The organism is Calditrichota bacterium (assembly GCA_016867835.1).
In the GTDB taxonomy this organism is placed as follows: domain Bacteria; phylum Electryoneota; class AABM5-125-24; order Hatepunaeales; family Hatepunaeaceae; genus VGIQ01.
Window position 1 is genome coordinate 18,037 of the sequence record VGIQ01000004.1, and the last position, 24,940, is coordinate 42,976.

Consider the following 24,940-nt stretch of genomic DNA (forward strand, 5'->3'; position numbering starts at 1 on the left):
ATGCCCTTGAAGGCGGACAAAGACCTTACGGTCCCGGACGTCGAGCAGTTCGACGTCGCCGCCGTCGGACCTGAGCGCCGGGCGTATCGCCGCCAGCGCTGCTTCGACCTGATGATGTAATGACATTAGACCTTTGGGGACAGATTCTCTTCAAGAATATACGCCGCCAACCACCGCCCATAAGCCTTCCTACCTGCTCCCACCCAGCGACTTAACGACTCAACGACTCATCTGGCACACCCCTTGCCTTTCTATCCGCTGGACGACTCCCAACAGGCAAATTTTGCCTGCAAAGTCGCTTGCTTCCACTTATGAAACCGCACCATCTGCATAATCCGTTCATCGAACGGCTGACCGAGCGCAGCGACGTCATTATCGCGGTTGCTGTCGTCGGGATCCTGATCCTGATGATCTTCCCGATCCCGACGCCGCTGCTCGATGTGCTGCTGGCATTTGGCATTGCCGTCGCGCTGCTGGTTCTGTTGATGGCAATGTATGCCACCGAGCCGCTCGAGTTCTCGGTCTTCCCGGGGCTGCTTCTGGTTCTGACGCTTCTGCGATTAGGGCTGAACGTTGCCTCGACACGGCTCATCCTGGCGGATGGATTTGCCGGTCATGTGATCGAAGCCTTCGGCGGATTCGTGGTGAAGGGTAATTATGTCGTCGGGTTGATCATCTTCCTGATACTGGTGGTGATCAATTTCGTCGTCATTACCAAAGGCTCGGGACGCATCGCCGAAGTTGCCGCGCGCTTTACCCTCGATGCGATGCCGGGCAAGCAAATGGCCATCGATGCCGACCTGAACAACGGCATCATCGACGAAAAAGAAGCCCGCGAACGGCGCGATAAGATCGCCCGCGAAGCCGATTTTTACGGCGCTATGGACGGCGCAGCCAAGTTCGTTCGGGGAGATGCCGTCGCCGGGCTTCTGATTACACTGGTCAACATCGTCGGCGGACTAATCATCGGCGTCGTCCAAAAGGGCATGCCGCTCATCGAGGCGGTGCAGAAGTATACCCTCCTCACCATCGGCGACGGACTGGTCACGCAAGTTCCGGCGCTTATCGTCTCGACAGCCGCCGGCGTCCTCGTCAGCCGCGCGGCTTCAGAATCGAACCTGGGCCGGGACATCACCGGGCAGTTGCTGAGCCAGCCGCGAGCCATTGCCATCGCCTCGGGGGTGCTCGGCTTCTTCGCCCTGATGCCGGGACTGCCGACGGTGCCGTTCCTGATTCTGGCCGGATCGACCGGCTACCTGGCGGTGATGACGAAGCGCGGTGCCCTGCTCGCCGAACGCCATGCTGCCGAAGCCCCCAAGACGAGCCGTCCCGAAGAAAAAATCACCGACTTCCTCCACGTCGATCCCCTCGAACTCGAGATCGGCTACGGCTTGATCCCGCTTGTCGATAAAGAGCAGGATGGCGATCTGGTCAATCGCATCGGCGTCATCCGTAAGCAGCAAGCCCTCGAGACCGGCATTGTCATTCCGCCGATCCGCATTCGCGACAACCTGCAACTGAAAGCAAGCGACTACCTGCTGAAGGTGCGCGGCAACGAAGTCGCCCGCGGCGAACTTCGCGTCGGCAATCTTCTCGCTCTAAATCCCGGCGGCGCCGCCGGCAAGGTCAAGGGCATCGCCACCCGTGAACCTACCTTCGGCCTGCCCGCCCTCTGGATCGCCGAGGCGGAGCGCGAAAGCGCCGAAAATTATGGCTGGACCGTCGTCGAGCCGGCGGCCGTCCTGGCTACTCACATCGTCGAGATTCTGAAGCGGAATGCTCACAAGATTCTCTCCCGCGAGGAAGCCAAGAAACTGCTCGACAACCTGAAAGCAACCTCCCCGTCAGTTGTCGAGGAGTTGATTCCGAACTTGCTTACGCTCGGGACGGTGCACAAAATACTGCAGAAACTATTGAAGGAAGGGGTGCCGATCCGCGACCTCGCGATCATCCTCGAGACCCTCTCCGACTGGGCTCCGCATACCAAGGACGCCGATTTGCTGACCGAATATGTCCGCTACGCCCTCGCGCCGACCATCACCGAGCGGTTTTCCGATGAGGATGGCAAGATCTACGCCATTACCCTCGACCCGACGCTCGAGAGCCAGATCGCCGAGGAATTGCAGCGGTCACAAAATCGCGGACTCGGCGGACTGGCTCTCTCGCCGATGCTGATCAATAGCATCTACCGGCAGTTGATCCGGTTGACCGAAGAAATGACGAGCCAGGGCCGGCGTCCCATTGTGGTCTGCTCACCGACGGTCCGGGCCGCCTTCCACCGCCTTCTTGAGCCGGTGATGCCGCACGTGGCGGTAATCTCTTACGGTGAATTACTCGTCAATACGCCGGTCGAATCGACCGGAATGGTGTCGCCCGAATGAACGTCCGCAGGTTTGAAGCCGCCTCAGTGAGCGAAGCGCTCGCCGCCGTGAAAAAAGAGTTCGGCGACGAAGCCGTGATCCTTCGGACGCGGTCGGTCCGCAAGGATGGGTGGCTCCCCTTCCGGACCCGCCAGATGATAGAAGTTACCGCCGCTTCACCCGACCGGGCGCCGGTCCCGGGTCTGATGGAGTCGGCTCCCCGCGACGAGGCCATAGATAAGGCCCGTCAACTGTTGACCCAGCGCTCCGCCGCGAACGGAGCGATGGAACTGAAGGAAGACATTTCCGAACTGAAGGAGCATATCCGCATGCTGGCTGAACAGATTCGTCTGGAACGCGCGCCATCACTCCCGCCGACGCTCGATCGCGCGCTGCTGAACTTGAGCCGGTCGGGGCTCGAACGTTCGATTGCAGGGGGGATCGCATCGCACCTTTGTCAACTCTATCCGGGTGAGACGCTGGAGAAGTCGGAATTCGTCGAGCGGGAACTGCGCGACGCCGTTGCCGGGATGATCAAACTGCGCCGTCCGCCGCTGAAATCACCCGGCAGGGCGCGCATCGTTGCCATCGTCGGGCCTACCGGTGTCGGCAAGACAACGACCCTTGCCAAGTTGGTAACCAGTTACCGGTTCTGGGGGAAGTGTGACACCGCGCTCGTTTCGGCGGACACCTACCGCGTCGCCGCGCTCGAGCAACTGAAGACCTTTGCTTCGATTGCCGGCCTGCCTATGGAGACGGCTTATCAACCCGGAGCTATGAAGAGCGCCATCGGACGGCATAAGCACCGCGACGCCATCTTCATCGATACCGCCGGTCGCTCGACCGCCGACCCCGACCGGATCGAAGAACTGGCGACTTTTCTCGAAGCCGGAGGCGTCGATGAAGTGCTCCTTTGTCTGGCCGTCTCAACCCGCCTTGAGGATCAACTGGCGATCATCGGACGTTATGCCCTGCTCAAACCGACCGGGATCATCTTCACCAAACTCGCCGAGACCCGCGCGCCGGGAGCCATCGTCAATGTCGGTGCGCAGACTGAATTGCCGGTGACCTTTATCACCTGCGGGCAAAATGTCCCCGACGACGACATCCTGATGGCCGATCCGCGCCGAATTGCCGAGGTGGTTCTGCACCCCGAGTCGATGGAACAACTTCTGAAAAGCCGCTTTTCGCCTTGGATCGGCAACCCTGGAGCCGATGCGTGAATGCCGACCAGGCAGCCGCCCTGCGTAGCCGCGCAGCCGAGTCGCGAGCCGTCGAACGGGCTTCGCGCAGTGCTCTACGTCTCACGGTGACCAGCGGAAAGGGCGGCGTCGGAAAGTCGAATTTTGCGCTAAATGCAGCGATTGCGCTCGCCGCGCTCGACCGTCGGGTGTTGCTCGTCGATGCCGATGCCAACCTCGCCAACCTCGATCTGCTGATCGGCGTCAATCCCAAGCACAACTTGGGCGACGTCTTTCGCGGGCGAGCCGGTCTGAACGACGTCCTGATCGACGGCCCCGGCGGATTGAAAATCCTCCCCGGAGCCTCGGGCGACCTCGAACTGCTCGATCACGACGCCGAAATCGAACAGCGCCTTTCGGAAGGCTTTCGCACGCTCGACCGCTCGTTCGACGTGATCCTGATCGACACCGGAGCCGGACTTTCGCCGGAGATCGTATCCTATGCCGCTGCTGCCGACGACACCGTGATCGTTACCCATGCCGAGCCGACCGCGACCGCCGATGCCTATGCGATGATCAAGGTGATCTCGCAGCGCAACCCAAACGCACGCATTCACATCCTGGTCAATATGGTGCGCAGTCAGACCGAAGCCGAAGACCTCTTCGACCGGCTCAGTCTGGTGGTGCAGAACTTCCTTCAGTTTCCGCTTGAGTTCCTCGGTTTCATACCGAACGACCCTCAGGTGCGTATAGCGGTGGCTGCCCAGCGTCCGTTTTCAGTCCTCTTTCCTAATTCACCGGCCGCCATAGCCGTGCGGATGATGGTGCGCAAACTGCTGCGGATGCCGTGGACCGGCGGAACCCCGGAACGGGAGTCGCTCTGGTCCAGAGTCTTCGGTGGCAGGACGCAATAAAAATGGAGGGCAGGAGTCCATCCGCCCAAGAAGACGGCATAAGTCAGATACAGTTAGAGTCATATGGAAAGATCCACTATAACTAATTTCAGCGTGCTAAGCCGTCAGGTTGCTGCGATGCTTGCCGTCGTCGTCTTTCTGGGACGCCTCTGGCGTGATGCCGGTCCGCTCGACGCGCTATTTGCCGCTGCGGTCGTCTATCTCGCCCTCTCGACGACCGGGCTCCTGATACGCGGCATCCTGATACGCCTGGTTGACGATCGCGCGTCGTCAAAGTCCGGGGTTGAACAACCCGCGCCCTCGCCCGCTGAAGCGCCACCGACGCCCCCCCCAACGCTCGACAACCCTCTGGCTGCTTTTGACCTCGGAGTTCGGGGGTGAGCGCGCTGGCGTCGCAACTCTATCGCCCCCCGGTCGAGCCGGACGGCGATGTAACCCGCCTCTGGGAGACCTATATCGTGCAGCGCGACGGGCTGCTGCGCGAGCGCTTGCTCGTCCATTACATCCCGCTGGTAAAACAGGTCGCCGGAAGGATGAAGGTCGGGCTGCCCGGTTCGGTTGCCTACGACGACGTCGTCAGCGCCGGCCTTATGGGCCTTTTGAATTGCATCGACGCCTTCGAACCGGGGCGTGGTTTTAAATTCGAGACCTTCGCCCTGCCGCGCATCCGGGGAGCGATCCTCGACGGTCTGCGCGAAATCGATTATTTGCCGCGTTCAACCCGCCGCAAGGTGAAAATGCTCGACGCGGCAACCGAGAAACTGACCGCCGACTTGGGAAGACCGCCCGATGACCGGGAGGTCGCCGAGGAACTCGGACTGGAAGGCGAAGACTATACCCGATTCATGGAGTCGGCAGGAGACTTTCCTGTCGTGTCGCTCGACGCACCGATCGCCGGCGAAGAAGGCGAAACCGGGTCCCTAAATGACCTCATCCCCGACGACGAAGCCGATCCCCACGCCCGCCTCGAGGAAAAGGACGCTCAAAATTGCGCACTTCGCCTCATTGATGAACTTCCGGAGGTTGACCGGGCAGTTATCGCCTTATATTACTATGAAGAACTGACCCTTCGGGAGATCGGCCTCGTCCTCGGCGTCAGCGAATCGCGCGTCTCGCAAATCCATTCCCGCATCCTTTCGACGTTGCGAGGAAGACTGCGCAATCTGCTGGAGAAATGAGAGATGGACGGACTTACCCCCGCACCGGTGATAATCCATCCCCCGTTGGTCACCCATCAAACACCCCGTCAGCGCGAGGAGCGTCGCCGGAGTGCACCGGATAATACGCCGGAGGCTGAGGAAGACGAGGAAGCGGATTCGGATGGTGAACCCGATACGTCCTTGTCGCTTGACGCCTCCCCATCCGGAAACCAATCGTTGGGGAAACATGTCGATATCCAGATTTAGGCGCGCATTAGAGTCCCGGCAATGCGCGAAGGTCGAGGTCCATCATTCCAAAGGTAGTGCCCGTGGACGATAAGGCGCGTCTCGAACGGATGCGCCAGATCACCCAGCGCGTCAACAACATACCAACTCTTCCGGCGGTGATGATGAAGGTCATCCATATGGTCGATGACCCGAAGACAACCGCCGCTGCACTTTCCGAGTTCATCGGCCGCGATCAAGCACTTACCGCCAAGATCCTGAAACTTGCCAACTCCGCTTTCTACGGCTTCCCGCAAAAGATCGGCACCATCAACCTGGCCATCGTCGTCCTCGGATTCGAATCGGTTAAAGACCTCGGCCTCTCGGCTTCGGTAGTCGAAGCCTTCGACGAAAAGGAATATGGCGACGTCTTCGATCTGCACCGTTTTTGGGTTCACTCGGTCGCAGTAGCTGCGGGCTGCAAGATCCTGACACGCCATGTCCGGGTCAGCATTGCCGGAGAAATCTTCGTCGCCGGACTGCTTCACGACCTGGGTAAACTGATCCTTTGCCGCTTCCTGACCGACGACTATCGCAAGGTGGTTGCTGAGGCGTCCGGGCGCAAGGAAGAGATCTACCAGATCGAACTTGAGCAACTCGGCTTCAGCCACGCCGACGTCGGCGGCTGGCTCGCAGAGCAATGGAACCTGCCGCAACATCAGACGAGCGCAATCTACTACCATCCCTACCCTTGGCTCTCCTACCGCGAGCCAAACCTTGCGATGGTGGTCAATCTCGCCAATCTCCTTGCCTACAAGTCCGGCTATGAGCCGTTCGAGTATGCCGCCCCCCCGCAACTCCATCCCAAGGTGATTTCCTACCTGAAATTGAAGAAGACCGAGGCCGGCGAGGTTGACTGGGAGCATTATCAGACCAGTCTGAACGAGGAGATGGAGCGCGCCAAGGGCTTTCTCTCACTGCTGCGTCAAGGTGGTGCGTGAATCCGGCATAACGCTGCCGGCTGCCTTTCTCCTGTTTCCTATTTTCTTTGCCGCGCAGCCCCTCCCCGCAGCCTCACTGCTGAAGGTCGATCGCGGCTTACACGACGCCTTCGAACTGCTCGTCCTGCACTGTGACAGTGCCGCTGCATTCGACCTCGTCTATGACCGCGTCTCAGGTGAGGTCGAGATCGCCTTCAAAGATGGCGTGGTCTCGACTGAGGCTGCCGCTCAACTGACCGGGTTCAAGCCCGGCAGCGCCCTGCAATCGGCTTCGGTCGATGCCGGGTCGGGCTACATCCGCCTCAAGGTCGCCGGGACGGTATTTCTGCGCGAATACTACGTCGGCGGGCCGCCGGCGTTGATCCTCGACCTCTCGCGCCTGTCGGACGAAGCCGAACAGGTCGGCTCCCTGCCCTTCGAACTCAACCGGTCGGACTACCTCAAACGTGGAGGTGAAGCCGAGCGCTCGGGGCGGCTCGAGGAGGCGCTTGCTTACGTCACCCGGGTGCAAGGCTCCAGTCCGTCCGATGTCGGGCTAACCCATCGCGCCGGGGTGATTGAACAGCGGCTGGGCCGGTGGGCCGATGCACTCGAGACCTTTGGCCGCTCCGCCGGGACGACCGAACTGGCCGCCGATGCTCATGCCCGGAGGACGATGATCTACTTTGCAATGGGCGATCCGGCTGCGGCGACGCGCGAATGGTCGCATTACTTCCACCGCATCCGTCCCGAGCCGGTGCCAACAGTCGAAGTCGCTGCCTCCCGGCCGGAGCCTGCAAATGTAAATCCCTCCCCGCTTCTTCGCCAGACCGAAGCGACCGCCCGCACCAAACGCGTTCTCGCCGACTTTATCCCGCCTCGCCTGCTTGATTTGGGTCCGACCGGGCATCTCGTTCTGGGTTGGGGATTGCTCCTTGCGGGAGTCGGTGCAATCCTGCTCTTGGCCTTCGGACAGCGCCGCTCGCCGTGGGACGAGGTTGTCGAACCGGAAGGTCCGCCTACCCGCCGCGAATCTTCTGACCACATCCCCAATTCCACCTATCGCACCTCGTCTATACCGACCACCCGTCAGGAGCAGCCGCCCCCGGTCGCCGCGAGCATCCTGGCAAACTACGTCTCATCTTCGGGCCGGACGGCACCGATTAATCCCGCCACCCGACGCGACCCCCCCGCTGCGACAGTGCATCGCATTCCCTCAGACCGGATACTTGAACTGCGGCGGGAGGGGGTCGATGAGTGGGATATCGCAAGGCAACTTGGAATCGGCCGCGACGAGGTCTCGATGGTATTGAACCTTGCCCGGATAAGGAGAACGTTGAGCGATGATCGAAGGACCTTAACTGAAGTGCCGACCACTGACAACTGACCATTACATACGTCTGGGTCGTCAGGCTGCACTGGGGACAATGGCAACCGGCTTCGCCCACGATCTCCGCAACGAACTGGCGGTCATCGCCGGAAACGCCCAGTTGCTGCTCCTAAGGGTGCACAAAGTCGAGCCCGAGGACCTTGCCCGACGGCTTGCGCTCATCATGGAGCACGTCGAGCGGATCGAAGCATCCCTCGACCAACTCTATGCCTTTAGACATAACGGATCTGATGCGCAGCCGTCTTACAAGCCCGGCGATATGATCTCTACCGCGCTCAATGTCGTCCAGAAGGCACACCCGGAGTGCGAAATTGTAATGGATGTTCCGACCGTTGACCTGCCGGAATTGGGGGTCGAGCCGGCGCTGCTGCTCTTTCTTTTGACGGAATTCCTTCACCTATGTGTCCGGGAGGCAAATGGCAAGGTGGAGCTGTCGGTAGCGAGGCAGGCTGATTGCTTTCAGGTTGAGGCAAGAAACGTTTACCGTGAATTCCCGGGAAGCGAATTCGACTGGTTGAAAGAGGTGGCGCAGTCGGTCGGGATCACGTTGCAGAGGATCCGAGACGGTGAGGTGATGACCAGGCGAATCATAGTTCCCCTCGCAAATAAAACAGATGAGTAATGGTTGTTATATTCATATTGATGAGCGCAGTATCATCTTGTTTCGTCCCCCCGCTCAGCGGGGGGACTACAGGGGGGTAGAAGTGCAACCCCATATTGCCCCCCCTTTTATTCCCCCCCGCGGAGCAGGGGGGAGAAGACAAGAACTAACTGCACCAAGTAGTAGCATCGTCAGGTTAAACTAAATCTGTCTTGTAATAATAAATGACCTTTGAATGTCGTTCCCGCGAAGGCGGGAACCCAGACCAGCGCGACTTGTCAGGATGCCCGTTTGCGCGGGCAAGACGCAACTATAATCGCACTGACTTATTCAAGCCATGTTAGGACACGACACATCATCCGGCACAAATCGAAACGACAGGCTGCCAGACTGCTCACCCGGTTCCCCGTCCCGTAAGCCAGCCCCAAAGGGTCGGCTTTCTCCAGTCAACTTCCCGCCATTCTCCCCCCGCCGCTTCGAAGAGTAATGCACCGGTTTCGGCAGTCTGACGCACCTCCACCCCTCTCGCTCTAAGACGCGCAAGCACTTTCCGACTAACGGAATACTTCCCGCCTTCGTCCCGTCCGGCTTGTTGGATCACTGCCAACCTTGGCGCGACCGCCGCAAGAAACTCGTCTGATGTCGAGGTTGCTGAGCCGTGATGAGACACCTTCAAGAGTCCAGCCTCAATATCGAGACCGCTTTGAAGCAGGGCGCGCTCGCCGCGAGCCTCAATGTCGCCAAGGGTTATGAGGCGAAGCCTGCCATATTCTCCCGTATCGATGCTCAAATGGAGGCCCAGCGATCCGTCGTTGTCGTCCCACCCGGCAATATTCTGTGGCGGAGCGACGACCTTTAGTTCGCAGTTGTCGTCAAGACCGGCTATATCTATCCCGCGCTCTGCATACTGCCAGCCTATGCCGCGGCGCCGTCCCAACCTCTCTATCCTCCGCCAGGTCTTCGAAGAAGACACCGCCTCCGGCATCAGAATCGTCGCGACCGATACTTGCTTTATCACTGCTCGCGCTCCGCCGATATGATCGGCGTCAAGGTGACTGAAGACCAGGAGATCGAGGCGCTCGATGGCACGACTTCGCAGATAGGAGGCGACCGGTCCCGGCGACCGGCTCGGCGATTCCGGCCCGCAATCGACCAGAATTCGACGCCCTGCCGGTGTCTGCCAGAGTTGAGCGTCGCCGTGACCGACATCGAAGAACCATACCCGGAAGTTGGACGACCCGGCAAAGAACTGATCCGCAACGACAATCGAAGTTATCATAAGCAGCGTTATTATCCAGCGCTGCATTGCACGCTCTTTAGCGATAATTGGCCACAAGATCATAATCATCATTACAGCAACTGCCAGCGGCGTCAGGTGCATAGTCCAGACTGGAGCGCCCGAGGCGAAGAGTTCGCAGAGCAACTGCCACAGTGCCAGCACTCCATTGGCGCCTTCAGCCAAAAGCCGTCCGAGTGGCAGGTAGATCAGGCTTCCGAAGATCGCCGCCCACATACCCGTAAAGGCGAAGCCAAGCAGCGGCACTGCGACGAGGTTATAGAGCGGTGCGCCGACCGGCACCGCACCGAAATGATGCGAAAGTAGAGGTGACGTGAATAGACTCGCCGCCAGCGATATCCCCAATGCCGACCAGACCCATAAAGCGAATCCACGCGGACGTTGCGACATCGTGGAAAGACCCAGCCAGCGATTATGAATCAGCAGAATGCCGGCGGTTGCAGCAAACGAGAGTTGCGTTCCGGTGTCGAAGAGTTCACCCGGACGCAGGATCAGGAGGAACATGCCGGCTGCGCCTAACGCGTTCAAGGTAGGTGTCCATCGTTTCAAGATGATCCCACCGACAAGAAAGGATGCCATCAGTCCGGCGCGCAGCGTCGAACCGCGATCGGGAATAAGCCAGAGATAAATCCATAGGAAGAGCAATGCCAAAGCGCCCCGCCGTGCCGGTGGCAACCGCAGCAGCCCTCCGGTCAAGTAAAAGATCGCCGTCATGAACCCAACATGGAGGCCCGACAAAGCGAGAAGATGCGACAAACCGGTATCCTGCAGGTCGCGCGTCAACGCTGGATCCAAATGGCTTCGGTAGCCAATCAGGAGGCTCTTCCAGAGCGCTTTATGCGGCTCACCAAGGTCGCTTGAGAGTCTATGGATGCCGTTCTGTAGGTCATAGCGCAGGCGAGCCAAGCGATCTGGTGCCTTAATGGAAATCGAGTCTGAAGACGTCTTCCTAAGACGCCCATTCATCAGCCCGATAAAGCCATGCCGGGTTCGATATGACGCCAGTTCAAAGTCGCCTGGATTGCGCCGCGAAGGGTGGGATGATAATGTTCCGCTTACTGAGAGACGCTCGCCTAACTTCGGAGCCTCTTTCAGGCCGGACAGGTGGAGCCAGACCTTGCGATCTGATAGCGCTTCCGCTTTCGGTGATGATGAAACGTCAACGATCCGCGCCGGGAACGAATAGCCTCTTGAACGCTGAACCGGCTGATCGAGTACTTCAACTTGTGCAATTAGCCGAACCGGGCGAAAGTTGCGCTCCATCGGAACGGCTTTGATCGAGGCAGCGCCCGCTGCGACGAGACCGATTAGCGCAAAGCCGGTTGCGGTGGAAGCGCCTCTTGGCAGGCGAGAAGCGAACCAGGAGAGGATGAGGAACGATGCAGCAAGGCAGGCGAGGGTAGGGAATCCAATGTCGATCCAGTAGCCTGCGGCGATCCCCAAGGCGAGGAAGACTGCGGCTTTAACGGCAGGCAGGACGATCAGCGGTGGAAGCAGGCGGGTGGGATGGGTTTCCCGAGTATCAAGTATCAAGTATCAAGTGTCAAGTATCAAGTAACAAGTGTCAAGAAGCAAGATTGATAAAGTGTTGCTATTCACTTCTTCGTTGCTTTGTGGTGTCTGTCGTTTTAGTTCTTTCCCACCACCAGCGTCATGCCCTCAAGGCGCCGTATCTTCACTTCGGAACCCGATTCGATCACCGCCGGATCTTCCGGTCCTTCCCAGACCGCCTTCCAGTATTCTCCTTCGACGAGCACCATGCCCTCCGGTGTAAAGGGCGAAATCACCTTCGCCGTCGCCCCGACGAGCGCTTCCTGACCGGTCGAGACTTTGCGCGCCTGGGCGCGTATCCCCAGCGCGATGGCAAAGAGGAAGAAGAGCACCGTGAAGAGCACCGCGGGGATGATCACCCCGATCGAGACCCTAATCGCAGGGACGGCAGGATCGAAGAGCATCAGCGAACCGAGGAAGAGGCTGACCGCCCCACCGACGGTCAGAACGCCGTAACTGGCCACCTTGATCTCCAGTAAAAGCAATATGATGCCGAAGATGATGAGGAGCACGCCGACGGCGTTGACCGGCAGCGCCTGGAAGGCAAAGAAGGCAAGAAGTAGCCCCAGCCCACCGAGAACTCCCGGCAGCACAGCTCCGGGGTTGTAGAACTCGAACAGAATGCCGTAAATGCCTATCATCATAAAGATATAGGCAATGTTGGGATCGCTGATGCGGTTGAAGAACCGCTCGCGCCAGGTCATTTCAATGGTGCGGATGGTCACCGAGTCGACAACAAGCGTCCTGGTAGACGACTTCAGTTGCACTTCACGGCCGTCGATGGCCTTGAGAAGCGAATCTACGGACGGTGCCATAAGGTCTATAACGCCGTTGGTGAGGGCATCGATGGCGGTGATGGCGGCGCTCTCGCGGACTGCCTTCTCGGCCCATTCGACGTTGCGGCCCCGGGTCTGAGCGATAGACCGGATAAGCGCTGCGGCGTCGTTGGTCGCCTTGTCGCTCATGATGCGGCTGTTCGAGGTGTCGGGGGCACCTCCGCCGGGCAGACCTCCGCCCCCGATCGAGACGGGATGCGCAGCACCGATGTTGGTCCCCGGCGCCATCGCTGCTATGTGCGCAGCGAGGGTTATAAAGACTCCCGCCGAACCGGCTCGCGCGCCGTCGGGCGCCACATAGACGATCACCGGAACCTCGGCGGCAAGAAAGCGCTGCACGATCTGACGGGTCGCTTCGAGCAATCCGCCCGGGGTGTCGAGTTCGATTAGGAGCGCATCCGCGCGTTCGCGTTCGGCACGGTCAACGGCGTCGATGACGAACTTCGCCGATACCGGGTTGATGACGCCCTGCACCTCGATCCGGTGCACCTCGGCGGCATCAACTTGCGATGCGCCAACGGCCAGAATGAGCGCCAGGAGTAATGTTGGACGCTTCACAAATAGCCCGTAATTCGCATCATTCACATATCCAATCTTGTCACTTGATACTTGATACCTCAGAACTGCGACGTCAGCGTTACCTTGACGCCCTTAAGCGGGTTGACGTTTCGGCACAAACCTCCCGAACAGCGGATGCCGCCCCGCTCATAGCCATAAAAGAGCCGCAACTGGTGATTTTCGACGGCGGTAATAGCCAGCTCTGCCGACGGCCAGTAACCGTCCGCGCCCCAGAACTTCCGGTTGGCTTCACTATTGAGCCGCACCCCGCTGATGTCGTAAATATCCCCCGACCGCTCGCATAAGAATGTAATGGTGCCGAGTCGCGGTTTGGAGACCGAAAACGACACCAGGGCGTCCCGGAACTGCCGGTCGCCATAGAGCCAGTTGCCGCTCGGATCCTGCCCTTGAAAGACCTCATGCAGCATCACATTCCAGAGGTGCTGAAACTCGGTAGTAAAGGCGATGTCATGCATCCAGCGATGCTCATAATGCGCGCCGCCGCCATAGCGATGCCAGAACGAGGTCTGTTCCTTATATCCGGCCAGCACAGCATACCGGTCCCCGCCGGGCAGACTCCGCTCGGCTTTCGACCAGAGGCTCCAGTAAGGTCCGAGATAGTCCCGATAGGACGGCAGCATCGTCAGGACGTTCTGCCGCGACACTTGGTCGTAGTTGATCTTGACCGACCAGTCGAACGGAAGCGCGAGGTTAATATCGGTCTGAAGGCCGACTTCGTTGTCGTAGTAGGGTGTATGCGGGTAGCGGTCGAAGACGTTGAAGGTAACCTCCGGCTGCACCGGCGGCGGATACTGCAACGCCGGCGTAAAGTAGGGCGGCAGGCGGTAGTTCTTGTAGTCGATCACGGCGCCCCAACCGGTGCCATAGAGTTCGAGCGCGCTGTAGAAGCCGTGTGAAAACCGGCCGCCAACAGGATCGAAACTATCCGCGACATAGACGACGTAGGCCTGTCCAAAGTCGAAGGGGTAATTGACCTCGTAGCCGCGTCGATCGAAGGCCGTATGACGGGGACCTTCGTCGAAGTGCAGAATAGAAGTCCCCAGCCGGAGCCCAAAGGGCAGCCGGTAGCCTAAGTTCAAGCCTTCGGCCGACTCCTGCGCCACGCCGCTGGTGTCGATTTCGCCACCGCGAAAGATCGCGCCCTCGAAGTCCTCGTAGGCGCCTTCGACGAGAACTCCCTGCAGACCGGTGTCGTAGTTGATCTCCCGCACCTCAGTCATTCCCATGATAAGGCCGCGCCCCCAGTTGCGGTAGAAGTCGCCGCCCCGGATGGTCAGATAGTCGCCGCGATACTCGAGGTATTTTTTATCGATAGCGCGAAAGCCCGATTGCTCGACGCCGAACTCCGAGGGGTGGAGGAATCTCTGACGCAAATGAAGCCGAAAGGCTTCGTGAGTGGCGTCGATCTCGAGGTCATTCTCAAAATACCCCCAGTTGCCGGCCGGCTTTAGTATGTCGCCGGTGCCGCGTCGGGCGTAGCGCAGTTCGTTCTGTCCGGAGATGCCTCCGGCCAGAATTTCTCCGGTGGTGCCTAACAGAATTGCCAGTGCCAGGATGCCGGGTCGTTTCACTCGTCAGCCGCCGATGGCGTCGATTCACCTGCCGGTTCCGTTACTGAAGGCTCCTTGCCGAAATAGGCGGCGACTGCGGCTTCCAGTTTCTTTTCGTCACCCGGGACATAACCGACATGACTGTAAAGGATCTCCCCCGAAGGCGCAATCAATGCGGTGAAGGGCATCGTCGTCCCTCCAAAAAGGCGGCGCACCTCCATCGTCTCGTCGAGCAGGACGAGGAAGTTGTCCCACCCTTCGGCCTTGATCAGCGGCTTCACCTTCGACCGGCTCTTGGTGTTATCGACCGAAACCGCGACGACCCGCAGTCCATCCTTGCGGTAGGCTTGCTCGATCTTCTCGATCATCGGCAGTTCCTCAAGACAGGGCTTGCACCAAGTCGCCCAGAAGTCGAGCAGGATGGGACCCTCCTTCAGCAGTTTCGATAGTTTATGGGTCTTGCCATCGACATCCTTTAGGCTGAAGTCGGGCGCCTTGTCGGCAGCAAATGCTGCGGTACCGGCAAGGGCGGTGGTGAATAGTGCTATGATGAAGCGGCGAAGGGGCATGGGACTCCTCAAGAGTGGTCGGGCAGGCAAACCTTGCCAGCGCTGGTAACTAATCAAAATAACTCCATTTGTGGCGCAAAAGCAAAGGGGAGCGGCATCGCCGCTCCCCCTCGCACCCTGAATAGCGCATCGGGCGATGCGCATAGTGCCACTTTTACATGCGCCCCTCCTCGATGATTCTTCGCACTAAAGGCGCCAACCGTTCGATGTCGGCGTCAACGATGCTCTCAAGCGGCGAACGCGGCTTAAGAGCGGGTGTATAGCGGCCGGATATCGTGAAGCGTGGCTTGGCCGGCTTCGCGGCTCCTGACCGGTAACGTTCGAGCGAGGACTGCACCTGCGCCATTTCTTGAGGCGACAGCGGTCGCACCGGCCCGAGCAAACGCGCCGAGTGGGTCACCCGGGCGGCGAACTCAAGCCGTTCCAACTTGTGATAGGCTTCCCAAAGCGTCGTGCCGACCGTAAGCGAACCGTGCCGGTCGAGGATGACGGCATCATGCTTGCCGATCGCTTCTTTGATCACGTCCGCTCCTTCCGGTGAAGCGGGGGCGGCAAATAACGTCGTCGGGATTGAGCCGAGCGACATCACCACTTCGGGCAGGAGCGCGTCGGCGAGCGACTCTCCGGCAAGGGTGAAAGCGACTGCATAGGGCGGGTGGGCGTGAATCGCCGCCAGGACGTCGGGCCTCAGGCGATAGGCAGCCAGATGCAGGAGCACTTCACTGGAGACCCGCCCCCCCCGGATGGTGTTGCCAAACTCGTCGCATATGACGAGGTCGCGATCGGTCAAATCGCCTTTGCAGATGCCGGAGCGGGTCACCAGAAAGCGTCCCCGCCCCAGCCGCACCGAAAGGTTGCCGTCGGTCGCGACGACGAAATTCTTCTCATACATCCGTTTGCCGACCGCGATCACTTCGCGTCGGGCGGAAGATTCGGAAATCGGCGTCATGGGTTGCCAGGCTCCGTGCCTTGTTTGCCGCAATTCATTGCGGCATTAGCCTCGATGAATCGAAGCATACCATTGTAATGCAAGAAATTACTCAAGATCGATCCTATCGACGATGGCGACGGCGACGGCATCGACCGGCCGGTTAGCCGTGGCATCGATGGTCTGGGTGGAGGGACCATTGGCAATCAGGACGAGGTCTCCCTGCCCGGCGCCGACGCTGTCCGCCGCAACGAGATGTCGTCCGGTCGGCTCGAGCGCCAGGTCGAGTTCCTGCACGGCGAGCAACACCAGCCCCGTCAAAGCGGGGTTCTTGTGTGACGCAGCGACCGTGCCGGAGACCAGGCCGATGATCACTCTTCGGCGCTCCGGGTGAGCGACAACTGCCCCCGGCTGAGAGCCGCTTCGACGTCCTCATGTGGCCGGGGTATGACGTGAGCCGCAACCAACGGCCCCACCTTTTCGGCAGACTGGCCGGCCGCTTCGACGGCCGCCTTGACCGATGCGACGTCGCCACGCACGACGACGGTGATGAACCCGCCGCCGGTCGGCACGAGTCCGCTGATATCAACCCGCGCGGCTTTGACCATCGCGTCCGCGGCTTCGATGGCTGCGGCGTAGGAGCGGGTCTCGATTATCCCGAGGGCGGAACTTCCCCCTTTCATAACGCTATCCAGTTGATGGTGAATGTCTGATTCGTCACGAGCGAGCCTCTGCCGGTGCCCGCGACCAGTATTCTCCGGTGCGGAGCGACGGGCACGGGCATCAGAATTGTTTTTCGATGACCGCACGCTCAACCTGATTCTGCAGTTCGGTCGTCCGCTTCGGATCGCGCAGCGCGACCAGGGTCCAGAGCGTATCGACGATCGCCACCTGGGCGACGCGCGAAGCGACTGCCTCGGCTCGAAACTTTGTCTCCGATGAAGCCGTGTAGAGGACGATGTCGGCGGTGCGCGTAACCGGCGAGCGCGAGAAGTTCGTCACCGCGATCGTCGTAGCACCGCGCTTGCGCGCCAGTTCAAGGGTATAGACCGTGTCGCGCGTGTTGCCCGAATGGGTGATCGCCAGAACTACATCCTCGGGCGACGAGAGTCCGACCGCCATCGCCTGCAGGTGGCTGTCGGTATGAGCCGAGCAGGAAAGTCCGAGGCGCAGGAACTTATTATAGGCGTCGAGGGTGTTCGGTCCCGAAGTGCCGACGCCGACAAAATAGATGTGCCGCGCTTTGCCAAGCGCTGCGACCGCCTTCTGAATGCTGAGCGGATCGAGCACCTGCAGCGTGTCATTCATCGCTGCGATATGCCCGCCGAAGACCTTGCGCATCACAACCGCCGGAGGATCCTCCGGTGCGATAGACTCGTGAATGCTGCGGATGGGCGCGATCACTTCGCGCGCCAAATGCAGTTTCAAGTCCTGAAAGCCGATCAGACCCAACTTGCGGGCGAAGCGGACCACGGTCGCTTCGCTGACCCCGCTTTCGGAAGCCACATCGGCGACCGAGCGATAGATCAGTTCCGACGGCCGCTCGCGGATGTAAAGCGCGAGACGGGCATCGGCGCCCTTCAGGTTGGGCTCCATAAGTCGGATGCGGGTGATGATACTGGACATTGTGATGATCTACGGTTAATGTGCTTACCGGTGAAACTTTGCTACATAATACAAGCGCACAATAGGTTTGTCAAGAGAAAAATGTAATAATGTTTCACTTTTCAAAAATAATAATGAAATAGCGCGCCTTTCAAGCGCGATCAAACCGACTTAAGAGGTTGTTCTGTGTAGGATTAGGGAAAGTGGCAGGTCAGGCGGAGACGATCCGACCGTCGAGCATCGAGACGATCCGGTCGGCTGTCGAAGCGAGATAGGGGTCGTGAGTAACCATTGCGACCGTCCGGCCCGAGCGGGACAGTTCACGCAGGATGCTCATCACCTCTTCACCGGTTGCGCGGTCGAGGTTGCCGGTCGGTTCGTCGGCGAGCAGCAAAGCCGGCTCACCGGTAAGCGCCCGCGCGATGGCTACGCGCTGCCGTTCGCCGCCGGAAAGTTGGTTGGGATAATGGTGCGAGCGGCCTTCGAGGCCGACCCGGGCCAGCGCGTCATGCGCCGCCTGATCGGGATCGCCGAACGCCCCGCGCCGGTAGGTGAAGGGCATCCGCACATTGCGCAGTGCGGTAGCCCGCGGAAGCAGGTTGAAGTTTTGAAAAATGAATCCAATGGTCCGATTGCGAAGGTCCGACCGTTCGTCGTCGTCGGCATCGCTCACGTCCCGACCTGCCAGTTCAAATCGGCCCTCGTCCGGATGATCGAGCAGCCCGATGATATTCATTAGCGTCGTCTTGCCTGAACCGGAAGGACCCATAATCGCAACAAACTCCCCCCGCTCGATGGAGAGGTCGATGTCGCGCAAGGCATAGACTTCCGAACTGCCCATCAGGTAGCGCTTGTTTACGCCGGTGAGACGGATGAGCGGCAGTTCGCTCACGGAGCGCTCCGGAGCGCTTCGCCAACGGCAAACTCCAGTTCGCCCAGGGCAATGTGGTAGTTGCCGGTCGTTTCTATCAACTCCCCTTCTGCGCGCTCGTAACTGACCTGCGCCAGATTGACATCGATCAGTGTCGCAGCCCCGAGTCGGTAACGTTCCTGCTCGAAAGCGAGCGTCTCGCGCGCCAGACGGACATTGCCTTCGGCCGCTCGAAACTGCTCGTAGAGCGCTTGAAGGCGTTCGAAGGCGGCGGTTACCTCAAGGTGAATGCGCCGTTCATGTTCGCTCATGTCGAGGCGGGTCTGGTGCAGTCTGACGCGCGCCTCCTCCAGCCGTAGGCCGCGGGTGAAGCGGTCGAATATCTGCCATGAAGCAGTAAGTCCAACCGAGGTGAACCGGTTGCGCGGGGTGAGCCGCCACCCGACGTCGAGGCCCGACTGCTCGCTGCGGTTATGAGTCAGGTTGAGTGCGACCAGGGGCAGATAATCGCCCTTTGCTGAGCGGAGATCGTTGCCTTCTATCTTCATTTGTAACTCAGCCGCCCGGCGGTCGTCGCGGCCGGCAAGGGCACTCGAGACCAGGTCTTCAAGCGGCCTGCTGAAGGGTGTCGGCGAGGGCAGTCCGGCAAGTTGAATCTCTTGATCGAGAGGCAGTCCAAGCGTCAATCGCAGGTCATCGAGCGCCCGCCGCCAGACGTAACCGGCTTGGAGACTGTCGCTGCGCGCCCGACCGAGATCGACCTCGGCTTGCAGCACATCCCGCCTCGTAACCGATCCGATGCTAAGCCGGGTGCTTGCCAAGTCGAGGAGGAGAGTCCGCATTTCCACCGTCCGTCTGGCCAGAATTAGCCGCTGCGATGCATTTACCGCAGTGCAGTAGTCGCGCGTAGTCTGAAGACGCACCCGGTGCAACAGCCGATGCTGCTGAGCCTCCCGCAAATCGTTGGCATAAAGGCTATTCCGATAGGAGTTGAAGTTCCGTCCGCCGTCGAAGAGGATCTCCTCGGCGCGGATGAAGATGCCCGAACTGCGACGACTTCCTTCAGGAACCGGCACTACGCGAATATAAGGCTCAGGCGACATCCGGACATAACCGGCGCTATCGACATAGGTGCTGTAGAGCGAGTCGATACGGGGAAAGGTAGCAACCGAGCCGTCGGGATTGAGATAGGTGGGGCTGTAGAAGCGTGACTGGTCGGCGGTGTAACCGACCGTTAGGGTCGGCAGAAAGCGCCCCAGCGCAGCCCGGACTCCCGGCCCGGAGAGGCGATCCTCGAGAGCCGATTTGGCCAGATCGGGATTGCCAGACTGGGCAGCCATAAGGCACTCTTCGAGGGTCATCTGTCGTGGCGGGGATGGAATAGCTGGACGTGATGCCAATATCCCCGTCAATATCAGGGAGATTAGAAAGAAGCGCAGGGTCGCTGGTCGCCTAATCATATTCCTTATATAGATAGTCAATTGCCGGACTCATCGAGTCGAGCCGAAGCCGGGTGGTGGCTATCGCCAGACGGCTCCGGTCTATCCCTGCGAAGGCGTGTCCAGACCGGACAGCAGCCACCAGCGCGGTCCCGCTGCCGCAGAACGGATCCAGGACGACGCCACCCGGCGGCGATGACGAGGTGACGATGCGCTCGAGGAGCGCGAGCGGCTTCTGCGTCGGATAGCCGGTTCGCTCCCGAGCCATATTGTTGAGCGTTGAAATTAGCCAGTAGTCGGGGATCTTTTTGACCTGCCCTTTCATTCGCTGCGACGATGCAGGCATCAAGGGCGGCGAAAAGTAGTGCTGCCCCGGCTGACGCGCATACCAATAGATCTCGTCGTGCTTGCGCGGCCAGTGCCGGGCTGAACTGCCGCCCAATCCGTAGCACCAAACTATGCTGCTGAGGTGCGCATCGACCCCCAAGAGTCCATCAAGCAACAGCCTGGCAATTCCGGAGGCGCGCTGATCGCAGTGGAAATAGAGCGAACCGGTTAACTTCAGAATTCGTCGGAGTTCGACCAGCCGCGGCGCCAGCATGACGGCATAGGCGAGCAACCCCGACTCGCCATAGACTTCGCGCAGCGCCTTCAATATCCCGGCGAGGGTCTTCGACCCTCCGACCTGAATCTCCTTGTAAGCCTTTTTCGCCTCGTCTTCCCAGCGCCAGATGTCAGAGTAGGCGGTCCCGGAGGCGCTCTCCCTGGTGCGATACTGCTTCTGCGACCCAAAGGGCGGATCGAGGTAGATCAGGTCGATCGACTGGTCGGCAAATTCGCGCCGCAATACCGGGAGGTTGTCCCCGAAATAGAGCCTGTTCAAGGCTAATGCCGGGCTTGAAACAGTCATCCCTTCGGTCCCGTGAGCATTGCATTAAGGACGGCAAAGCAGACGAAAAGCGTCCCCACTGCCGAGACCGCCCGATGGAGAGTGACCCCGAAGATTCTACTGGAGCCGAGACTGATGAGCCAGACCTGCCATATTAGAAACGCATCGACAGCCATTGCCACGCGCGCAAAGTAGTTCGCCTGCCAGGCGTCGGGCATCAGAGCCGCCGGATTGGTCGGGAGAATCCACTCGGGATTGAGCAACTGAAGAGGAATGTGTAGGGCGAGAGGAATCGCTGCAACAAGCCCGGTCCACGAAGCGAGCCCAAAAAGTTCGGGATAGGGCACCCGCTGCTTGAAGACGATCCTTCCGATCAGAGATAGCGCCAGCGCCAGACCGGCGGCACCGGCGACGATCATTATGGGGGCTTCAACGATCACATAGACCGGAGCAGTCGCAGCCATTCGCTCGGTCATCCGGGCTGCTTCATCCTCCGTGATGTTTCTCTCCTGTGCCAGGCCGGTGCGAAACTCGGGGCTCGTAATCCGGGTGCGCAGTTCCGGTAACTGCACGAACTTCAGACCGGCGAGGGCAACCGCTACAACCAGGAGCGGCACCCAGAACCCATCCTGCCAACCCTTTATGGTGAAGAACCGCTGCGGCGCCATCAAGACCATTATTAGTCGCGATACGGCACCGGAGCGCGCGTTTTCGAGCCCCGCTTCGTCCAATGTGTCGTCGGGAGACGTTTCCGGCTCTTCCAAACGCGTCGATTTATCACTCACCGCCATTCTCCGGTTTCGGGAAGGCGAAGTCGCGAGTGATCGACCGCCGCACCCGGGCGCGCTGCCGTTTCTCTTCGAGGAGACGTTCCGCGTTATCCCTCAGCACCTCATCCTTGATCTTCAATAGATACTCCTTCGCGGCGTCATATTCGTAGGGGATCACACCATCGAGGATGGCATCCTCGATCCGGCCCTTGAAGACGCCGATCAACGGTCCGGCCGGGAGATCGCAGAGAACCATGATCTCCTCTCCGCGCACCGGCGACTGAAAGTTGCGCATCCGGTCGCGCGCAGCAACATCCCCCATCCGGTCAGCCATTTCGTTGAAGTTAGTCAGATACCGTTCGACGAGCCGCGGATTGGCGGTGGTAATGTCCGCACGGCAAAGGACCAGTTGTTCGTCGAGGATATCCGCGGCATCGACCATCAGTCGCCGGATAGCGCTGTCGGTCACGCCCTCGTCGGTCAGGTTGACCGGCCTCATATGGAGCCGCACCAGTTTGGTCAGACGCAAACTTTCGTCATTGCCGATGCAGAGCCGTCGCGCGATCTGTTCGACTATCCGCGCCCCGACGACTTCATGGCCATGAAAGGTCCAGCCGATCTGCGGTTCGAAGCGCTTGGTGCGCGGCTTGCCGACGTCGTGCAGAAGCCCGGCCAGACGGACGATCGGGTCGGGCGATGTGTTGACGACGTTCTGCATCACTTTGAGCGAGTGGATGAGGACGTCCTTATGGTGATGCCGCCCTACCTGCTCCACCCCCGACATCTTCATCACTTCGGGGACAAGGCGCGTCATAAATCCGGTCTCGATCATAAGTTGCATCGCGCGAACCGGATCGCGCCCGGCAAGCATCTTCAGGAACTCGTCTCCGATCCTTTCCGACGCGACGATGCCGATCCGGTCGGCGCACTGCTTGATACCGGTCAGGGTCTCGGGTGCAATGCCGAAATCGAGTTCAGCGGCAAAGCGAATGGCGCGCAGCATCCTTAGAGGGTCGTCGCGAAAAGTCGTCTCCGGCTCGAGCGGCGTCCGTAAAATGCGCCGCTCAAGGTCGCCCAGACCGTCGAAGCGGTCTATCAACTCGCCTTGATGCGGTCCGGTCAGGCCATAAGCGAGCGCGTTGACCGTGAAGTCGCGGCGGGCGAGGTCTTCCTCGATGGTAGCACTGCTGACGGTAGCCGGCTTGCGGGAGTCGGCCTGATAACTTTCGCGGCGCGCCGAGGCGAACTCAATCTTACCCTCCGGCAACTGCAGGAGCGCGGTTTGAAACCTGGCATAGAGCGCGATCTTGCCGGCTCCGTGCGATTTGCCGGCCCTTCGAGCCAGTTCAAGCGCGTCGCCAACCACTGCCAGGTCAAGGTCGCTCGCGCCACGCCCCAGCAGCAGGTCACGAAGCGATCCTCCGACGAGGTAGAGTTCGCAGTTTAGCGCCCGGGCTGAGGCAATCACGGCGGGTGGTATAAGTGATTCTATAGCCGCCAGCAGTGCGGCACGGTTATAAATGTCCGCTTCATCACTACTAACCGCAGGCAATGTCGGATGATTTATCAGTGAAGTAGTTATGGCTATTCGGTCGGATTGGATTCACTCGAAGTGCTCCTCCGCCTCGGCTTGTATCGAACGGAGGTTCTTCAAATCCTTCGCCTTGCGGTCGCGGACAGACTTCGAAAGCGGCAACGCCAGGGCTTCCGAAGCAGCACGTTGCGCATCAGCCCACTTGCCCTGCTTCGAATAGGCAGTAGCGATGGAATTCAGGCAACTCACCTCATTCAAGTGGTTATTACGCGCCTGACGGCGAACCGAAGTGAGGATACGGTTATAAATGGCGAGGGTTGAGTCCCAGTCTTCCATCCTGCGCCGGGCTGCACCGCGCGCCCAGAGGAAGGCGCGGTTTTCGGGATAACGATCGAGGAGGCTCGCGGCGATGGAATCGGCTCTATGATAATCGCCCTTATCGATGGCAATCCAAGCCAGCGAAGACTGCGCCGCCAGATCGGTCAGTACGCCTTCCCGCGCGCCTCGTTCGAGCATTGCTATTCCGTCTTGACGGCGGTCGGCTACCAGTCCGAGTGAGCGTAAGATGCCGCTGTATTTGCTCTTAAAGTAGTAGTAATTGCCCAGCCCGACACAGGCATCGGCGCAGGATGGATCGCGGGCCAGCGCAGTCTCGAGGTGCGTGGCGGCGCGCGACCCGGCAAGTATGGCATCGATGTTGCGTCCACCGCGCAAAGCAACTAACAATCGAAAGCCCTCGGCGGTGCCGAGGTAGAACCAGTTGGAGCCGGCCGAATCACCGGCCGCGATGCGCCGTAGAGCAATCGTCGTTACGCTGTCGCAAGCGGCGAAGAGGGCAGCCCGTTCGCTCGAATCCTCGAAATCTATACTGCGGTTGTTATAAATGATAGCCCTAAGGAGCCAGCCGCCGGGGTGGTCCGGAGTGGCTTCGACAAGACTGTCGGCGAGCGCGAGTGCGCGGTCATACTCCTCGCGGGTTACGTAGTCGAGGTATCTGCGGGCGATGTCGGTCGGCAAGCCGGTTCCGTTGCCGTAGGTGTAGGCAAGCCATCCCGAAAAGGATAGGAGAAGCGCCGCCGCCAAAGGTCTCCAACCACGATAATCGATCACCGGCGGTCGAGGAGTCCGGTGGCGTCGCCTTCGAGACGGGGTGAGTTTGCCGGGATGCCGGAGACTATCCGCACCGGCCCAACTTCCCGGGCATACCAAACGGCCCGCCGGCGGGTCTGGGAACTGCCGTCGGAATAGGTGTCGGTCCATATCGTTTCCACGCCCGGAGCCGCTTCGAATCTCCCGCCCGGGACGGCAATCTCCACAGAGGCGAGGAGTTTCTGCTGCTGCTCGACCGAAGCCTGAAAACGCTCCTCACCACCTGCCGAATAAACCCGGAAACGATACGAACTGCGGGCAATCCGGCCCGTCTCAAGACGCGCCGGAAAGACCAGACGGGGCGGATCAAACGCCGTGCAGTCGCCACCGGCAGATATGCGATAGAGGTGCTTCAAGCCTTCGGCGTCCCAGACATAAGCCGAACGCGAAGCCTCGGTAAGCGCGAACATCCGGGTGGTGTCGGCAACAGTAACAATGGAAAGGCTCGCTTCGGATCGTTCACCGGTTACGGTCATCGATCCGCTCCATTGGTCGCCGCGAGCGTTGTGCCATTCATAAATCCAGCGTCCTGATCGCTCGAGTGGAAAGTAGTCTTGCAACTGGACCACACCGCCACCTGCCG

General features: G+C 59.9%; 23 protein-coding genes. 9 read left to right on the top strand and 14 right to left on the bottom strand.

What is annotated here, in order from left to right; all coding sequences use genetic code 11:
* The first annotated feature begins 311 nt into the window (after positions 1 to 311).
* The 9 genes from flhA to FJY67_01005 all read left to right on the top strand — a co-directional run bounded on the left by flhA (position 312) and on the right by FJY67_01005 (position 8,811).
* Positions 312 to 2,381, top strand: coding sequence for a flagellar biosynthesis protein FlhA (flhA, locus tag FJY67_00965; protein ID MBM3328029.1), 2,070 nt, complete (start codon positions 312 to 314; stop codon positions 2,379 to 2,381).
* Positions 2,378 to 3,583, top strand: a complete 1,206-nt coding sequence (flhF, locus tag FJY67_00970; protein ID MBM3328030.1) for a flagellar biosynthesis protein FlhF — start codon at positions 2,378 to 2,380, stop codon at positions 3,581 to 3,583. Before flhA ends, flhF begins: the two co-directional genes overlap by 4 nt.
* Positions 3,418 to 4,455: a MinD/ParA family protein gene (locus tag FJY67_00975; protein ID MBM3328031.1), complete on the top strand. Its 1,038-nt coding sequence runs from the start codon at positions 3,418 to 3,420 to the stop codon at positions 4,453 to 4,455. Before flhF ends, FJY67_00975 begins: the two co-directional genes overlap by 166 nt.
* Positions 4,456 to 4,518: 63 nt before the next feature.
* The gene (locus FJY67_00980; GenBank protein ID MBM3328032.1) at positions 4,519 to 4,836 is read left to right on the top strand and encodes a hypothetical protein; all 318 of its coding nucleotides are present in this window, start codon (positions 4,519 to 4,521) and stop codon (positions 4,834 to 4,836) included.
* On the top strand, positions 4,833 to 5,633 hold the full coding sequence (locus FJY67_00985; GenBank protein MBM3328033.1) for a FliA/WhiG family RNA polymerase sigma factor: 801 nt from the start codon (positions 4,833 to 4,835) through the stop codon (positions 5,631 to 5,633). Before FJY67_00980 ends, FJY67_00985 begins: the two co-directional genes overlap by 4 nt.
* Before the next feature lie 3 nt (positions 5,634 to 5,636).
* The gene (locus FJY67_00990; GenBank protein MBM3328034.1) at positions 5,637 to 5,861 is read left to right on the top strand and encodes a hypothetical protein; all 225 of its coding nucleotides are present in this window, start codon (positions 5,637 to 5,639) and stop codon (positions 5,859 to 5,861) included.
* A gap of 62 nt (positions 5,862 to 5,923) precedes the next feature.
* On the top strand, positions 5,924 to 6,820 hold the full coding sequence (locus FJY67_00995; protein ID MBM3328035.1) for an HDOD domain-containing protein: 897 nt from the start codon (positions 5,924 to 5,926) through the stop codon (positions 6,818 to 6,820).
* Positions 6,810 to 8,186 carry a hypothetical protein gene (locus FJY67_01000; GenBank protein MBM3328036.1) on the top strand — a complete coding sequence of 459 codons (1,377 nt, stop codon included), beginning with the start codon at positions 6,810 to 6,812 and terminating at the stop codon, positions 8,184 to 8,186. Before FJY67_00995 ends, FJY67_01000 begins: the two co-directional genes overlap by 11 nt.
* Before the next feature lie 40 nt (positions 8,187 to 8,226).
* Complete coding sequence (locus tag FJY67_01005) at positions 8,227 to 8,811, top strand: hypothetical protein (protein ID MBM3328037.1); 585 nt, start codon at positions 8,227 to 8,229, stop codon at positions 8,809 to 8,811.
* 373 nt (positions 8,812 to 9,184) lie between these two features.
* Here FJY67_01005 and FJY67_01010 read toward each other — a convergent pair whose 3' ends face one another.
* From FJY67_01010 to FJY67_01075, 14 genes are all read right to left on the bottom strand, one after another.
* Positions 9,185 to 11,620 carry a DNA internalization-related competence protein ComEC/Rec2 gene (locus FJY67_01010; protein ID MBM3328038.1) on the bottom strand — a complete coding sequence of 812 codons (2,436 nt, stop codon included), beginning with the start codon at positions 11,618 to 11,620 and terminating at the stop codon, positions 9,185 to 9,187.
* A 95-nt stretch (positions 11,621 to 11,715) separates the two neighbouring features.
* Positions 11,716 to 13,059 (bottom strand): nodulation protein NfeD, encoded by a 1,344-nt coding sequence (locus FJY67_01015; GenBank protein MBM3328039.1) that lies wholly within the window; start codon positions 13,057 to 13,059, stop codon positions 11,716 to 11,718.
* Between the two features lie 32 nt (positions 13,060 to 13,091).
* Positions 13,092 to 14,624, bottom strand: coding sequence for a hypothetical protein (locus FJY67_01020; GenBank protein ID MBM3328040.1), 1,533 nt, complete (start codon positions 14,622 to 14,624; stop codon positions 13,092 to 13,094).
* Entirely contained in the window at positions 14,621 to 15,316 is a 696-nt protein-coding gene (locus FJY67_01025) for a TlpA family protein disulfide reductase (GenBank protein MBM3328041.1), read from the bottom strand. Before FJY67_01025 ends, FJY67_01020 begins: the two co-directional genes overlap by 4 nt.
* A 10-nt stretch (positions 15,317 to 15,326) precedes the next feature.
* The gene (locus tag FJY67_01030) at positions 15,327 to 16,121 is read right to left on the bottom strand and encodes a class II aldolase/adducin family protein (GenBank protein MBM3328042.1); all 795 of its coding nucleotides are present in this window, start codon (positions 16,119 to 16,121) and stop codon (positions 15,327 to 15,329) included.
* A gap of 87 nt (positions 16,122 to 16,208) precedes the next feature.
* Complete coding sequence (locus FJY67_01035) at positions 16,209 to 16,475, bottom strand: ethanolamine utilization protein EutN (GenBank protein MBM3328043.1); 267 nt, start codon at positions 16,473 to 16,475, stop codon at positions 16,209 to 16,211.
* Entirely contained in the window at positions 16,472 to 16,783 is a 312-nt protein-coding gene (locus FJY67_01040; protein ID MBM3328044.1) for a BMC domain-containing protein, read from the bottom strand. The genes FJY67_01035 and FJY67_01040 overlap by 4 nt, the downstream gene beginning before the upstream one ends.
* Positions 16,784 to 16,883: 100 nt before the next feature.
* Complete coding sequence (locus FJY67_01045; GenBank protein ID MBM3328045.1) at positions 16,884 to 17,726, bottom strand: MurR/RpiR family transcriptional regulator; 843 nt, start codon at positions 17,724 to 17,726, stop codon at positions 16,884 to 16,886.
* A 190-nt stretch (positions 17,727 to 17,916) separates the two neighbouring features.
* Positions 17,917 to 18,546 carry an ABC transporter ATP-binding protein gene (locus FJY67_01050; GenBank protein MBM3328046.1) on the bottom strand — a complete coding sequence of 210 codons (630 nt, stop codon included), beginning with the start codon at positions 18,544 to 18,546 and terminating at the stop codon, positions 17,917 to 17,919.
* A 47-nt stretch (positions 18,547 to 18,593) separates the two neighbouring features.
* Complete coding sequence (locus FJY67_01055; GenBank protein ID MBM3328047.1) at positions 18,594 to 20,036, bottom strand: TolC family protein; 1,443 nt, start codon at positions 20,034 to 20,036, stop codon at positions 18,594 to 18,596.
* On the bottom strand, positions 20,029 to 20,925 hold the full coding sequence (locus FJY67_01060; protein ID MBM3328048.1) for a site-specific DNA-methyltransferase: 897 nt from the start codon (positions 20,923 to 20,925) through the stop codon (positions 20,029 to 20,031). Before FJY67_01060 ends, FJY67_01055 begins: the two co-directional genes overlap by 8 nt.
* Complete coding sequence (locus FJY67_01065) at positions 20,922 to 21,695, bottom strand: hypothetical protein (GenBank protein MBM3328049.1); 774 nt, start codon at positions 21,693 to 21,695, stop codon at positions 20,922 to 20,924. The genes FJY67_01060 and FJY67_01065 overlap by 4 nt, the downstream gene beginning before the upstream one ends.
* Positions 21,682 to 23,226, bottom strand: coding sequence for an HD domain-containing protein (locus FJY67_01070; GenBank protein MBM3328050.1), 1,545 nt, complete (start codon positions 23,224 to 23,226; stop codon positions 21,682 to 21,684). The genes FJY67_01065 and FJY67_01070 overlap by 14 nt, the downstream gene beginning before the upstream one ends.
* Before the next feature lie 51 nt (positions 23,227 to 23,277).
* A complete protein-coding gene (locus FJY67_01075) occupies positions 23,278 to 24,468 on the bottom strand; it encodes a tetratricopeptide repeat protein (protein ID MBM3328051.1) in 1,191 nt (396 codons plus the stop codon).
* Between the last annotated feature and the right edge of the window lie 472 nt (positions 24,469 to 24,940).

Excerpts from the sequence above, each read along its gene's own strand:
- FJY67_01060 (MBM3328048.1), bottom strand. The coding sequence starts at position 20,925 with ATGACTGTTTCAAGCCCGGCATTAGCCTTGAACAGGCTCTATTTCGGG.
- FJY67_01030 (MBM3328042.1), bottom strand. The coding sequence starts at position 16,121 with ATGACGCCGATTTCCGAATCTTCCGCCCGACGCGAAGTGATCGCGGTC.
- FJY67_01040 (MBM3328044.1), bottom strand. The coding sequence starts at position 16,783 with ATGAAAGGGGGAAGTTCCGCCCTCGGGATAATCGAGACCCGCTCCTAC.
- FJY67_00990 (MBM3328034.1), top strand. The coding sequence starts at position 5,637 with ATGGACGGACTTACCCCCGCACCGGTGATAATCCATCCCCCGTTGGTC.
- FJY67_01025 (MBM3328041.1), bottom strand. The coding sequence starts at position 15,316 with ATGCGCATCGCCCGATGCGCTATTCAGGGTGCGAGGGGGAGCGGCGAT.
- FJY67_01045 (MBM3328045.1), bottom strand. The coding sequence starts at position 17,726 with ATGTCCAGTATCATCACCCGCATCCGACTTATGGAGCCCAACCTGAAG.
- FJY67_01050 (MBM3328046.1), bottom strand. The coding sequence starts at position 18,546 with ATGGGCAGTTCGGAAGTCTATGCCTTGCGCGACATCGACCTCTCCATC.
- FJY67_01065 (MBM3328049.1), bottom strand. The coding sequence starts at position 21,695 with ATGGCGGTGAGTGATAAATCGACGCGTTTGGAAGAGCCGGAAACGTCT.
- FJY67_01075 (MBM3328051.1), bottom strand. The coding sequence starts at position 24,468 with ATGGACCGACACCTATTCCGACGGCAGTTCCCAGACCCGCCGGCGGGC.
- FJY67_00980 (MBM3328032.1), top strand. The coding sequence starts at position 4,519 with ATGGAAAGATCCACTATAACTAATTTCAGCGTGCTAAGCCGTCAGGTT.
- FJY67_01005 (MBM3328037.1), top strand. The coding sequence starts at position 8,227 with ATGGCAACCGGCTTCGCCCACGATCTCCGCAACGAACTGGCGGTCATC.
- flhA (MBM3328029.1), top strand. The coding sequence starts at position 312 with ATGAAACCGCACCATCTGCATAATCCGTTCATCGAACGGCTGACCGAG.
- flhF (MBM3328030.1), top strand. The coding sequence starts at position 2,378 with ATGAACGTCCGCAGGTTTGAAGCCGCCTCAGTGAGCGAAGCGCTCGCC.
- FJY67_01055 (MBM3328047.1), bottom strand. The coding sequence starts at position 20,036 with ATGATTAGGCGACCAGCGACCCTGCGCTTCTTTCTAATCTCCCTGATA.